Annotated in this window: 12 protein-coding genes; 11 read left to right on the top strand and 1 reads right to left on the bottom strand. The window is 71.7% G+C overall.

Features of this window, described 5'->3' with window-relative positions:
- Positions 1-142 precede the first annotated feature (142 nt).
- The 3 genes from ACIP6N_RS20735 (at position 143) to ilvD (ending at position 3740) form a co-directional block, all read left to right on the top strand.
- Entirely contained in the window at positions 143-997 is an 855-nt protein-coding gene (locus ACIP6N_RS20735) for a sugar phosphate isomerase/epimerase family protein (protein ID WP_401817427.1), read from the top strand.
- A gap of 34 nt (positions 998-1031) precedes the next feature.
- Positions 1032-1697: a TetR family transcriptional regulator gene (locus ACIP6N_RS20730; RefSeq protein WP_401817425.1), complete on the top strand. Its 666-nt coding sequence runs from the start codon at positions 1032-1034 to the stop codon at positions 1695-1697.
- Between the two features lie 192 nt (positions 1698-1889).
- On the top strand, positions 1890-3740 hold the full coding sequence (ilvD, locus tag ACIP6N_RS20725) for a dihydroxy-acid dehydratase (RefSeq protein WP_401817424.1): 1851 nt from the start codon (positions 1890-1892) through the stop codon (positions 3738-3740).
- Positions 3741-3821: 81 nt separating this feature from the next.
- Here the strand turns inward: ilvD and ACIP6N_RS20720 are convergent, their stop codons facing one another.
- Entirely contained in the window at positions 3822-6014 is a 2193-nt protein-coding gene (locus ACIP6N_RS20720) for a PQQ-binding-like beta-propeller repeat protein (RefSeq protein WP_401817423.1), read from the bottom strand.
- Positions 6015-6372: 358 nt separating this feature from the next.
- Between ACIP6N_RS20720 and ACIP6N_RS20715 the strand changes: the two genes are divergently transcribed.
- The 8 genes from ACIP6N_RS20715 to proC all read left to right on the top strand — a co-directional run bounded on the left by ACIP6N_RS20715 (position 6373) and on the right by proC (position 12734).
- On the top strand, positions 6373-6666 hold the full coding sequence (locus ACIP6N_RS20715) for an SH3 domain-containing protein (protein ID WP_401817862.1): 294 nt from the start codon (positions 6373-6375) through the stop codon (positions 6664-6666).
- Between the two features lie 34 nt (positions 6667-6700).
- A complete protein-coding gene (locus ACIP6N_RS20710) occupies positions 6701-7273 on the top strand; it encodes a hypothetical protein (RefSeq protein WP_401817421.1) in 573 nt (190 codons plus the stop codon).
- 26 nt (positions 7274-7299) lie between these two features.
- Complete coding sequence (locus ACIP6N_RS20705) at positions 7300-8046, top strand: class I SAM-dependent methyltransferase (RefSeq protein WP_401817420.1); 747 nt, start codon at positions 7300-7302, stop codon at positions 8044-8046.
- Positions 8047-8183: 137 nt separating this feature from the next.
- Positions 8184-9056, top strand: coding sequence for an RNA polymerase sigma factor SigJ (sigJ, locus tag ACIP6N_RS20700; protein WP_401817418.1), 873 nt, complete (start codon positions 8184-8186; stop codon positions 9054-9056).
- A 49-nt stretch (positions 9057-9105) separates the two neighbouring features.
- Entirely contained in the window at positions 9106-10200 is a 1095-nt protein-coding gene (locus tag ACIP6N_RS20695; RefSeq protein ID WP_401817417.1) for an NAD(P)/FAD-dependent oxidoreductase, read from the top strand.
- 82 nt (positions 10201-10282) lie between these two features.
- Positions 10283-11071 carry an ABC transporter ATP-binding protein gene (locus ACIP6N_RS20690; protein WP_401817415.1) on the top strand — a complete coding sequence of 263 codons (789 nt, stop codon included), beginning with the start codon at positions 10283-10285 and terminating at the stop codon, positions 11069-11071.
- Positions 11068-11805: an ABC transporter permease gene (locus ACIP6N_RS20685; protein ID WP_401817414.1), complete on the top strand. Its 738-nt coding sequence runs from the start codon at positions 11068-11070 to the stop codon at positions 11803-11805. The genes ACIP6N_RS20690 and ACIP6N_RS20685 overlap by 4 nt, the downstream gene beginning before the upstream one ends.
- Before the next feature lie 119 nt (positions 11806-11924).
- Positions 11925-12734, top strand: a complete 810-nt coding sequence (gene proC, locus ACIP6N_RS20680) for a pyrroline-5-carboxylate reductase (RefSeq protein ID WP_401817413.1) — start codon at positions 11925-11927, stop codon at positions 12732-12734.
- The last annotated feature ends 414 nt before the right edge of the window (positions 12735-13148 follow it).

Below are 13148 nucleotides of genomic sequence, written 5' to 3'. Positions count from 1 at the left end.
GTGACGGTCCACGTGGGGACTTGGCGGTCCGCGTGCACGGACCCTGGCGGCCCGCGTCGGGCGCGACGATCCGGCGTGGCGGTCGCGGGATCCGGGCAGAGGGCCTGGACACGGCCCGCGCACGGCCCCGTAGGCTGTCTCCGTGGCAGATCCAGTGGTGCGCGTTCCGGATGCGAAGGTCGCCCTGTCGACGGCGTCGGTCTATCCGGAGTCGACGGCGACGGCTTTCGAGATCGCCGCGCGCCTCGGTTACGACGGCGTCGAGGTCATGGTCTGGACCGACCCCGTCAGCCAGGACGTCGAGGCCCTGCGCCGGCTCTCCGACCATCACGGCGTGCCCGTACTCGCCGTCCACGCGCCCTGTCTGCTGATCACACAGCGCGTGTGGTCGACGGATCCGTGGACGAAGCTGAAGCGGGCGCGCGCCGCCGCGGAGAGACTCGGCGCGTCGACCGTGGTCGTGCACCCGCCGTTCCGCTGGCAGCGCCAGTACGCGCGCGACTTCGTCACCGGCATCTGGCGGATGGCGGAGGAGACCGACGTACGGTTCGGCGTCGAGAACATGTACCCGTGGCGCTACCGGGACCGCGAGATGCTGGCGTACGCGCCCGAGTGGGACGTCACGAAGGACGACTACCGGCACTTCACCGTCGACCTCTCCCACACCGCGACCGCGCGCACCGACGCCATGGCCATGATCGACCGGATGGGCGACCGGCTCGGACACGTCCATCTCGCGGACGGCAACGGCTCCGCCAAGGACGAACACCTGGTGCCAGGACGTGGCACCCAGCCGTGCGCCGCGCTGCTGGAGCGGCTGGCGCGCACCGGCTTCGACGGACACGTGGTGATCGAGGTCAACACCCGGCGGGCGATGTCGGCTGCCGAGCGCGAGGCGGACCTCGCGGAGGCGCTGGCGTTCGCGCGGCTGCACCTGGCGTCGTCGCCCGCCAAGGGACACTCGTCCCAGGGGTTCCCGGGAGCACGGCCGTCATGAGCGGCCGGCGGGACCGGCGCGGCGCGGTGAGCGGGTGACCGGAGGAAGCGGTTCGGACGCCGGCGGTACGAGCAGTACGGGCGGAACGCCGCCGCGCCGTCGCGGCCGCCCGGCCCGTACCGCCTCGGACACCGGCCCCGGCGCCCGGGAACGGATCCTGGCGGCGGCCCGTACGGAATTCGCCGAGCGCGGCTACGACAAGACATCCGTACGGGGCATCGCCAAGGCCGCCGGGGTCGACTCCGCGCTCGTGCATCACTACTTCGGCACGAAGGACGAGGTCTTCGCGGCCGCCATCGAGGTCTCCTTCGAACCTGCCCTCGTGGTGCCCGCCGTCCTGGCCGGCCCCACGGACGACGTCGGCGAGCGGCTGGCCCGCTACTTCATCGGCATCTGGGAGAACCCCGCCACCCGTGCCCCGCTCCTCGCGATCATGCGCTCCGCGCTGACGCACGAGGCGGCGGCGAAGGTGCTGCGCACGTTCGTGCTGCGCCGGCTGCTGGAGCGGATCGCGGAGGATCTCGACGTACCGGACCCGACGTTCCGCGCCGAGCTGGCCGCCTCGCACCTGATCGGGATCGCGCTCCTGCGCTATGTGATCAAGGCGGAGCCGCTGGCGTCCGTGGACATCGAGGAGATCATCGCGACGGTGGCCCCGACACTCCAGCGGTACCTGACCGAAGCCGACCCGGGCGGCTGAGCCGGAACGCCCGATCGGGGCAGGTGAGCCCCGGCGGCTGAATCCGGCTGCTGAAAACCCGTCCCGCATTCCGGACAACCTGTCCAGATCTTGGAGCCGGGGCGTAGGCTCGAAGGCAATCATTTCTGCTGACGGTTCAACCGACAGGTCCGTCAGAGGTATCAGCAGTACCTGCCGAAGGAGCGAGCGACGATGCCCCAGCTGAGGTCCCGCACTGTCACCCACGGCCGCAACATGGCGGGCGCGCGCGCCCTTATGCGGGCGTCGGGCGTAGCCAGCGAGGACATCGGCAAGCCGATCGTCGCCGTGGCCAACTCCTTCACGGAGTTCGTTCCCGGGCACACCCACCTCGCCCCGGTCGGCCGGATCGTCTCCGACGCGATCAAGGCGGCGGGCGCCGTGCCCCGCGAGTTCAACACGATCGCCGTGGACGACGGCATCGCGATGGGCCACGCCGGGATGCTCTACTCGCTGCCGTCGCGCGACCTGATCGCCGACTCCGTCGAGTACATGGTCGAGGCGCACTGCGCGGACGCGCTGATCTGCATCTCCAACTGCGACAAGATCACCCCGGGCATGCTGATGGCCGCGATGCGCCTCAACATCCCCACGGTCTTCGTCTCCGGCGGCCCGATGGAGGCAGGCAAGGCGACACTGGTCGACGGCACGGTCCGCAAGCTCGACCTTGTCAACGCGATCTCGGACGCGGTGGACGAGTCGGTCTCGGACGCGGACATGCTCCGCATCGAGGAGAACGCCTGTCCGACCTGCGGCTCCTGTTCCGGCATGTTCACCGCCAACTCGATGAACTGCCTGACCGAGGCCATCGGCCTCTCGCTGCCGGGCAACGGATCGATCCTCGCCACGCACACCGCGCGCAAGGCGCTGTACGAGCGGGCCGGCCGTACGGTCGTCGAGATCGCCAAGCGCCACTACGAGCAGGACGACGAGTCCGTCCTGCCGCGCAACATCGCCACCCGCGCCGCCTTCGAGAACGCCATGGCGCTGGACATCTCCATGGGTGGTTCGACCAACACGATCCTGCACCTGCTGGCGGCGGCGCAGGAGGCCGAACTCGACTACGGCCTCGACGACATCAACGACGTCTCGCGCCGTGTCCCGTGCCTGTCGAAGGTCGCGCCGAACGTCGCGCCCGGCGGCACGTACTACATGGAGGACATCCACCGCGCCGGCGGCATCCCCGCGATCCTGGGCGAGCTGTACCGCGGCGGCCTGCTCAACGAGGACGTCCACACCGTCCACTCCACCGGCATCAAGGACTGGCTGGAGACGTGGGACGTGCGCGGCGGCACCGCCTCGGAGGAGGCCGTCGAACTGTGGCACGCGGCGCCGGGCTGCGTGCGCTCGGCCGAGGCCTTCTCGCAGTCGGAGCGCTGGGACACGCTGGACACGGACGCGGCGGGCGGCTGCATCCGCGACGTGGCCCACGCGTACTCCGAGGACGGCGGTCTCGCGGTCCTCAAGGGCAACCTCGCGGTCGACGGCTGCGTCGTGAAGACGGCCGGCGTCGACGAGTCGATCTGGAACTTCGAAGGCCCCGCGGTCGTCTGCGAGTCGCAGGAAGAGGCCGTCGAGAAGATCCTCCGCAAGGAGATCACCCACGGCGATGTCGTCGTCATCCGCTACGAGGGCCCGCGTGGCGGCCCCGGTATGCAGGAGATGCTGTACCCGACCTCGTACCTGAAGGGCCGGGGCCTGGGCAAGACCTGCGCGCTGGTCACGGACGGCCGTTTCTCGGGCGGTACGTCGGGCCTGTCGATCGGCCACGCGTCGCCCGAGGCGGCGTCCGGTGGCACGATCGCGCTCGTGCACGACGGCGACAGGATCCGCATCGACATCCCGAACCGCTCGATCGAACTGCTCGTGGACGACGAGGAGCTGGCGGCCAGGCGGGCGGCGCTGAACGGCGTGTACGTCCCGAAGGACCGCGACCGCAAGATCTCGGTGGCGCTGCGCGCGTACGCGGCGATGGCGACGAGCGCGGACAAGGGCGCGGTGCGCGACGTCACGCGCCTGGGCTGACTTTCCCGCGCGCACGAGCCCCGTGTCCCGCTGAGGGGCGCGGGGCTCGTTCCGTACGTGGCACCGACTCGCGCGCGGCGGCTACCAGCCGGACGGGTCGCCGCTGTCGACCGCGAAGACCGAGCCGTCCGGGGCGGAGGCGACGACCGTGCCGGGCGCGGTGCCGGGCGCGGGCAGGGAGGCGACGAGCGTGTGCGGGCCGTCGCTCATCCGGGCCTTCGTCTCGCCGAGCAGCACCCCGCGCTCGCGGTCCACGGCGAGCAGTCGGCCGTCGCCCGCGCTCAGGTAGAGCCGGTTCCCCGCCACGACGGGCTGCGACGACCTGGTGACGGACGTCTCCAGACGCCAGCGCTGAACCGGTTCCGCAGTGTCGACGGCGAGGAGCGACCCGGTGTACGCGACGAGATAGACCATGTCCCCGGACACCGCGGCCTGCGTCTGCTCGACCGGCTCCGCCAGCGGGACGCGTCGCACCGTACGCCGCGTGGAGTCGAGCCGTACGACCGCGTCCGTGGCGTCGTCGGTGTTCTGCGACAGCAGGAACAGCGCGTCGCCGGAGAAAGCCACCGGATTCAGAGTGCCGGCCAGCCCCTTCTCCCACAGCACGGTGCCGTCTCCGGGGCCGATCGCGCGCACCTGAGTGGTGGAACCGTCGTCCGACATCGTGGTGACGAACAGCGGCGCGCCGTCGCCCTGCGGAGCCGTCCAGAGCACGCCCGCCGCGTCGAGCTGCCGGGTCCAGCGCTCTTTCCCGGTCGCGCTGTCCAGGGACCGCACCCGCCGCCCGTCCGCCGCCATGAGCAGCACGGAGTCGGGTGTGTAACGGACCGTGGGGTAAAGGGAGATGCCGGTGTCCCAGCGGGTGCGGCCGGTGCCGGGGTCGAGCGCTTCCAGGCGCCCGGCCCCCGGTGAGACGACCTGGAGCAGCCCGCCAGAGAGGACGGGCGCGACCTCGCCGCCGACGAGGTCGCCTGCCTCGGCGTTCGTGGTCTTCGCTTTCCGCACGGACCAGTCGACGTGCCCGTCGACCGGATCCAGCCGGGCCGCAGCGATGCCGGGGGCCGCGCAGTAGACGGCAGCGCCGGTGCCGGAACCGCTCCCGCTGTCACCGACCGTGCAGACGGGTGTCCGTTTCTCGCCCGTGCCGCCGCCCAGTGTGGTGAGCCAGGGCCGGAACTCCCGCACCGCGTGGGCCTTCGCGGGCGTGTCCGCGGGGGCACCGCGTCCGCGGCCGCCGTCCCCGCCCCCGTCCCCGGTGAGACCTAATCCCGCGAGTGCGGCCGCGGTCGCGAGCACCACCCCGGCCGCCGCCCAACCGACCCGCCGTTTCAGCCCTGTTCGGGACCGTCCCGCTCTCGGCGGCGCGGTGGAGGGCCGGACGGTGTCCTCGGGCCCCTCCGTACGGCTCGGGTCCCGTACCACCGGGGCGGCGGCGGCCCGGGTGGCGCGCGACGAGGGTCCCAGCATGGTCATCAGCTCGTCCGGCGTCGGCCGGTCGGCGGGGTCCTTCGCGAGACAGCGCTCGATCAGCGGGAGCAGGTCCACCGGTACGTCGGTCAAGTCCGGCTCGTTGTGCACCACTTGATACGCGACGATGTACGGGCTGTCGGAGTCGAAGGGGCCGCGCCCGGTCGCCGCGTGCACCAGCACCGCGCCCATGGCGAACACATCGGCCGCGAAACCGACTTCGCGCGGACGCTGGAACTGCTCGGGCGCCATGAACGGTGGTGTGCCGATCAACTGCCCTGTCTCGGTGCGCAGATCGCTGTCCGACGGACGCGAGATGCCGAAGTCGATGACCTTCGGGCCGTCGGCCGCGAGAAGAACGTTGCTCGGCTTGAGATCGCGATGCACCACCCCGGCGCGGTGGATGTCCCGCAGCCCCTCGGCCAGTCCGGCCCCGAGCCTGATCAACTCCTCGGAGTCCAGCGGGCCGTTCCGCTTGACCTGTTCGGACAGGGTGGGGCCCTCGATGAACAGGGTGGCCATCCACGGCCGTTCGGCCTCCGGGTCCGCGTCCACGACGGGCGCGGTGAACGCCCCGCTCACCTTGCGGGCGGCCGCGACCTCCTGCCGGAACCGGGCTCTGAACTCGGGGTCCGACGCGTGCGTCCCGTGGATGACCTTGACGGCGAGCCGCAGGCCCGAGGCGGAGGCGGCCAGATGGACCACGCCCATCCCGCCGGAGCCCAGGCGTGTTTCGAGCACATAGCGCCCGGTGTATTCCGGACGTTCCGCTTCCGGGACCGGCCCGGTGTGGCCTCGTGGTGGCATCCCCCGCCCCCCGCTGTTTTCGTGCGCAAGCGCGACGCGCCGACTTTAGTCGATGGCGCGTGCGATCCGACTGTGGCTTGCTAGCGTGCGCGGCGCACCGGAAACACGGTCAAACGGGGGAGAAATCATGGCAGTTGATGAAGTAGGCGGAATAGCGGGCGCTGTCGCCGAGCGGACCGGCGAAGGATTCAGCGATGAACCGCTGACCACCGAAGTCCTGACCGCCGAACCGCTGACAACCGAACCGCTGACAACCGAACCGCTGATCACCGAGGAGCCGGCCACCGAAGCGTTCACCGGCCGAACCCTGACCACCGCGGCGCTCGCCGCCGAAGGGCTGACCACCGAAGCCCCGACCATCAGAACTCTGACCACCCAAGCCCCGGCCGATGCCGGCCTGGCGTCCACGAGCTACGCGCTCGCCCCGGGCTACACGGTGAACGTCCGCAGCGGCCCCGGCACCCAGTACGGAGTCGTCCGGACGCTTCCGGCCGGCGCCAGCGTCCAGATCAACTGCCAGACGCCCGGGACGAACGTGACCGGCCCGTACGGGACCTCGAACCTCTGGGACAACATCGCCAACGGCCAGTACATCTCCGACACCTACGTCCACACAGGCAGTGACGGTTACGTCGCCGTGCGCTGCGGCTGAGTGACTTCGGGCGCCACCGGGGATAATCGACCCTGTGAGCGAGCGATCTGAGCATCAGGAACAGCCCGGCCAGTCCGGCGCCACCGGCGCCACCGGCTCCGGCGCCACCGTCCGCGGTGGCCCGGAGCCCGAGGACATCCGGTTCTTCGGTACGACGTGGGTCGGCCACGACGGCGGTTACGCGCTGCGGCGCGCGGCCGTCGCCGTGGGCTCGCTCGTCACCGCGTTCGCCGCCGCCTACGTCCTGCGCTTCGCCTACCAGGGCCTGGAGCTGGCGGACGTCGGGTCCTTCGTCGGCATCCTCGTCGTCGTGGTCTTCGCGGTGTGCAGCGCCATCGCGTTCCGCAAGACCTGGGACGGCTTCTCGCGCCGCCCCGCCGATCCCGCCCGCGAGGAATCCCTGCGGACCGTGAAGGCGATCGGTGTCATCGGCTCGCTGATCGCGTACTTCCTGCGCTCCCTCGGCGAGGCCCCGGGCGAGAAGCTGCGCAGGCGCGAGTACGAGACCGCTCTCGCCGCGTACGAACGCCGCCGTACCACCCGCGCGGGCAACCCGGCGGCACGCGCCGGAGGCAAGGGCAGGAAGGCCAAGCGCGGGACATCGTAGACGCGACGAGGACGAGGACGAGGCGCATGCCCACGACGAACCGCGCGCTCTCCTTCGACGCCGTCGCCGACCAGTACGACAGCGCCCGCCCCGGCTACCCTCCCGCCCTCCTCGACGCGGTCGAGGAGCTGACGGCCCGCCCCCTCCAGGGATCCCGCGTCTTCGACATCGGCGCGGGCACCGGCATCGCCACCCGCCTCCTGCGCGAACGCGGCGCGCGCGTCACCGCCGTGGAGCCGGGCCCCGGCATGGCGGCCAGGCTGCGCCGCTCGCTGCCCGGCGTCCCGCTCGTACGCGGCCTCGGCGACGCGCTCCCGCTCGCCGGCGGATGCGCCGACCTCCTCACGTACGCCCAGTCCTGGCACTGGACCGACCCCGCCCGCTCCGTCCCCGAGGCCCTGCGCGTCCTGCGGCCCGGCGGCGCGCTCGCCCTCTGGTGGAACGTCTCCGACCGTGACGTGCCGTGGGTCGCCGCCCAGGACGCACGGCTGCGTGCCCGCGCGGGCGACGGCGCCCATGGCGCCCACAGCCGCGACCGGGGCCTGACGGGCGCTCTCGCCCCGGCCGACCGCCAGGTGCGCTGGACCCGCCGGGTCCCGCTCGGCACCCACCTCGCCAACCTCGGAAGTCACTCCGTCTTCCGGGTCCTCGGCGAAGAGCGGACCGCCGCCTTCCTCGCGAGTGAACGGGCCGCGCTGCGCGAGGTCTTCCCGGACGGAACGGTCGAGGAGGCCTACGTCGTCGATCTGTCTGTCACACTCACGCCCTCCTGACCGTCCGCTGTGTCGGAAGACCTGTGGATCGTCAGTCCCGTGATCGTCAGGGGCGAGTGATCGTCAGTCCCTTGGATCTTCCGACCTGTAGACCTTCGGACCGGACCGCGGGCCCGTACCGCGGGGAGGAGCGCGCCATGGCCGACTCGGCGGTTTTCGAGCAGCACCGCACCCGGCTGTGGGGTGTCGCCTACCGCATCACGGGTTCGGTGGCCGACGCCGACGACGCCGTACAGGACGCCTGGCTGCGCTGGCAGCGGCTGCCCGACGGGACGGCAGAGGAGCCGCGCGCGTATCTGACGACCGTGATCAGCCGTCTCTGCTACGACCAGCTCGGCTCCGCCCGCGCGCGCCGCGAGTCGTACATCGGCCCCTGGCTGCCCGAGCCGCTGGTCACCGAGGGAGGCCCCGAGGACCGGGTCACGCTGGACGAGTCCGTGGGCATCGCCCTGCTCGCGGTGCTCGAACTGCTCACCCCGGCCGAGCGCACGGCGTTCGTCCTGCACGACGTGTTCGCCGTGCCCTTCCCGGAGATCGCCGGGGTGGTGGGCCGTACGCCGGAGGCCGTACGGCAGCTGGCGTCCCGCGCCAGGCGCCGGGTGCGCGCAGGGGCGCCGCGCAGGACCGTCGACAGGGCCGAGCACCGAAGGGCGGTCGACGCCTTCCTCGCGGCCGTCATGGGCGGGGACTTCGACGGGCTGCTCGGCGTCCTCGACCCCGGAGTGGTGTGGCGCTCGGACGGAGGCGGCAAGGTGACCGCCGCGCGGGTGCCGATCGTCGGCGCCGAAAGGGTCGCCCGTTTCGCGCAGGGGATCGCGCGCCGCTTCGACCCGGAAACGATGCGGATGCTCCCGCGGGAGGTGAACGACGCCCCGGGTCTCGTCTTCGCCGACCTCGCCGGGCACCAAGTCGGGGTCTACGGATTCACGGTGTACGGCGGACGGATCACCGAGGTCGACGCCGTCCTCAACCCCGACAAGCTGCGCCATCTGGACCTGGGGAACCTCTGAGAGACAGGCCGCGCTGTCACACTCGTACGCGCCGCGTCGTCTCCCTCGCATGACGACACAGCAGAGACACCACGACAGCGACGTACTCGTCCTCGGCGCCGGATACGCGGGCCTGATGGCCGCGCTCAGCCTGGCCCCGCACGCCCGGGTCACGCTGGTCGACCCGGCGGGCCACTTCACCGAACGCGTCCGGCTCCACGAGCGTGCCGCGGGCCACCCCGCCCCGGTCCACCCGCTGAGCACGCTGCTGCGCGGCACGGGCGTCCGGCATCTCGCCGCCCGCGCGACCCGGATCGACCCGGCCGCCCGCGAGGTCCACACCGACGACGGCCGGATCCTGTCGTACGACCGGCTGGTCCACGCGCTGGGCAGCCGTACGGCAGCCGTCTCCGGAGACCGGACGTACACCACGGAAACCGCCGCCGAACTGCACAAACGCCTGGGGGAAGCACCGGGCTCCCTCGCCGTGGTCGGCGGCGGCCTCACCGGCATCGAGCTGGCCGCCGAGCTGGCCGAATCCCACCCGTTCCAGCGGGTCAGCCTGCTCACCGGCGGGACTGTCGGGCCCGGACTCTCCGCCCGGGGCCGCGCCCACGTCCGTACGGTGCTCACCGCGCGCGGCGTCCGGATCGAGGAGGGCCACCGGGTGACGGACCCCGGTGCCGTGGACGCGGACACGGTGGTCTGGGCCGCCGCGATGGTCCCCACCACCGGACTCGCCACCGCCGCCGGTCTCGCCGTCGACGCCACCGGCCGTATCGAGGTCGACGCGGCGCTGCGCTCGGTGTCGCACCCGGAGATCTACGCGGCCGGCGACTCGGCCGCCGCGCACACCCCGGCCGCCGGTCACCTGCGCATGGCCTGCGCCACCGCCCTGCCCACGGGTACGCATGCCGCCGCCTCGATCGCGGCCGAACTGCGCGGTGAGGAGCCGGAGCCGCTGCGTTTCGGCTACCGGATGCAGTGCGTGAGCCTGGGCCGCCACGACGGGCTGATCCAGCCGGTACGCGCCGACGACTCGCCCCGCGACCTGGTGTTCACGGGCCGCGCGGCAGCCCGGGCGAAGGAAGAGGTACTCCGCTCCACCCTCCGCCTCCTGCGCGTCGCGGCCCACCACCCGACGGCCGCGCGCCTCGTCCTGTGACACGGGCGGGCACGGAATCAGTCCCGTACGGAGCCTCGCCGCCCCTTGACGACCTGGACACCCCGCCGCCATTATTCATCACATGATGAATTCTTCTGAGGCCGCGATCCGTGCGCGCGGCCTCACCGTCATACGCGGCGACCGCACCGTCCTGCGCGGCCTCGACTTCACCGTCCCGCCCGGCCGGATCACCGGCCTGCTCGGCCCCTCCGGCTGCGGCAAATCGACCCTCATGCGCTCTGTCGTCGGCACCCAGGCCCACGCCACCGGCACGCTCGACGTCCTCGGCAGACCCGCCGGCGACACCGCGCTCCGCGCCCGAATCGGCTACGTCACCCAGGCCCCCTCCGTCTACGACGATCTGACCGTGCGGCAGAACCTCGACTACTTCGCCGCCGTCCTCGACCCCGGACGCGCCCGCCGCGCCGCCCGCCGTGACACCGTCACCGACGCCCTCGCCGACGTCGGCCTCGTCTCACACGCCGACTCCCTGGCCGGGCGGCTCTCCGGCGGCCAGCGCAACCGCGTCTCCCTCGCCGTCGCCCTGCTCGGCGCCCCGGAACTGCTCGTACTCGACGAACCGACCGTCGGCCTCGACCCCGTCCTGCGCCGCGACCTGTGGGAACTCTTCCACCGCATCGCCGCTGAACGCGCCGCGACGATCCTCGTCTCCTCGCACGTCATGGACGAGGCGGAACGCTGCCACCGGCTGCTCCTCATGCGCGACGGCGAGATCCTGGCCGACGACACACCGGACGCCCTCCGCGCCCGGACGGGCGCGGAAACCGTCGAAGAAGCCTTCCTGCACCTGGTCGACACGGCCCCCGCGACCGACCCGGCCGGCACCACACCCCAGGAGAGCGCCCGATGACCGCCGCCCGTACGCTCGCCACCGCCGCCCGGGTGCTCCGCCAACTGCGCCACGACCCGCGGTCCATCGCGCTGATGGTCCTCGTCCCGTGCGTGCTGCTCCTGCTGCTCCGGTACGTCTTCGACGGCAGCCCCCGCACCTTCGACTCCGTCGGCGCCTCGCTGCTCGGCATCTTCCCGCTGGTCACCATGTTCCTGGTGACGTCGATCGCCACCCTGCGCGAACGCACCTCGGGAACGCTGGAACGCCTGCTCGCCATGCCGCTCGGCAAGGGCGATCTCATCGCCGGCTACGCCTTGGCGTTCGGGCTGCTCGCCGTCGTCCAGTCGGCGCTCGCCACCGGCCTCGCGGTCGGGGTCCTCGGCCTGGACGTGACGGGCTCCGTCTGGCCGCTGCTGCTGATCGCCCTGCTCGACGCACTCCTCGGCACCGCGCTCGGTCTCTTCGTCTCGGCCTTCGCGGCATCCGAGTTCCAGGCGGTGCAGTTCATGCCCGCGGTGATCTTTCCGCAGCTGCTGCTGTGCGGCCTGCTGACGCCACGCCCGGCCATGCAACCCGTACTGGAAGCCCTCTCGAACGTGCTGCCCATGTCGTACGCGGTCGACGGCATGAACGAGGTGCTGCGCCACCCGGACATCACCGGCACCCTCGTCCGCGACGCGCTGATCGTCGGAGGCTGCGCCGTGCTCGTACTCGCCCTGGGAGCGGCCACGCTCCGCCGCCGCACCGCGTAGGCCCGACGAGCGGTACGGAGAGCCCGTACCGCTCCTCGGACGGCGCGAACCCACGGCACCGCGCCGGTGCAAGGATGTTCAGGACGAGACAGCACCACCCACCGGCGAGGTGACCCCGAATGACCCAGACAGTCGCAGTCCTCGGAACCGGCAAGATCGGCGAGGCCCTGCTCAGCGGCATGATCCGGGCCGGCTGGCGCCCCGCCGACCTGCTGGTCACCACTCGCCGCGCCGACCGCGAGGCGGAGCTGCGCGACCGCTACGGCGTCGAGCCGGTCACCAACGCCGAGGCCGCCAAGCGGGCCGACATCCTCATCCTGGCCGTCAAGCCACAGGACATGGGCACTCTCCTGAGTGAACTCGGCCCCCATCTCGGCGCCGACCGTCTGGTCATCAGCGCGGCCGCCGGAATCACCGCCGCCTTCATCGAGGAACGGCTCGCCGCGGGCACCCCCGTCGTGCGCGTCATGCCCAACACGCCAGTCGTCGTGGACGAAGGAATGTCGGTCATCTCCGCGGGCCGCCACGCCACCGCCGAACACCTCGGGCACGCCGAGGAGATCTTCGGCGGAGTGGGCAAGACCCTCCGGGTCCCGGAATCCCAGCAGGACGCGGCCACCGCGCTCTCCGGTTCCGGCCCGGCGTACTTCTACTTCCTGGTCGAGGCGATGACCGACGCGGGCATCCTCCTCGGCATGCCCCGGGCCCAGGCCCATGAACTGATCGTCCAGGCCGCGATCGGCGCGGCCGTCATGCTCCGTGACAGCGGCGAACACCCGGTGAAACTCCGCGAGGCCGTGACCTCCCCGGCCGGCACCACCATCAGCGCCATCCGCGAGCTGGAGAACCACGGGGTACGAGCGGCCCTCATCGCCGCCCTGGAAGCGGCCAGGGACCGCAGCCGCGAACTCGCCTCCGGCAACGGCTGAGGGCCGCGGCGCCAGGGCGACAGGCCTGCGATACCCCCGAGTTGACATGGCAAACACAGAACCGTAATGTTCTCCGAGCTGTCCGACGTGAGCACCGGCCCAGGCCGGCCCCGGACAGCCATCCCGCAGGACCTCATACAAGCAGCGCGATCAGTGGTCGCATTGCTTCGGATGTGTTTTACGGAATGAAGAATCCGCGTTCGAAGGAACGCAGCGCCGATTAGCTTCGGAGCCGGTGATTCGCTAAAGTCTCACTCGTCGGAACGGCCGAACGGCCGGGAAGACAAGCCCCCTCTGACTGGGAATCAGGCCCGAAAGGATCTGATAGAGTCGGAACCGCCGGAAAGGGAAACGCGAAAGCGAGAACCTGGAAAGCAAGCCCCGCTGACTGGGGATCGGATACGGAAAGCATCT

This window comes from Streptomyces sp. NPDC088725, assembly GCF_044751305.1.
Classification (GTDB): domain Bacteria; phylum Actinomycetota; class Actinomycetes; order Streptomycetales; family Streptomycetaceae; genus Streptomyces.
This window is presented reverse-complemented; position numbering and strand designations above follow the sequence as displayed.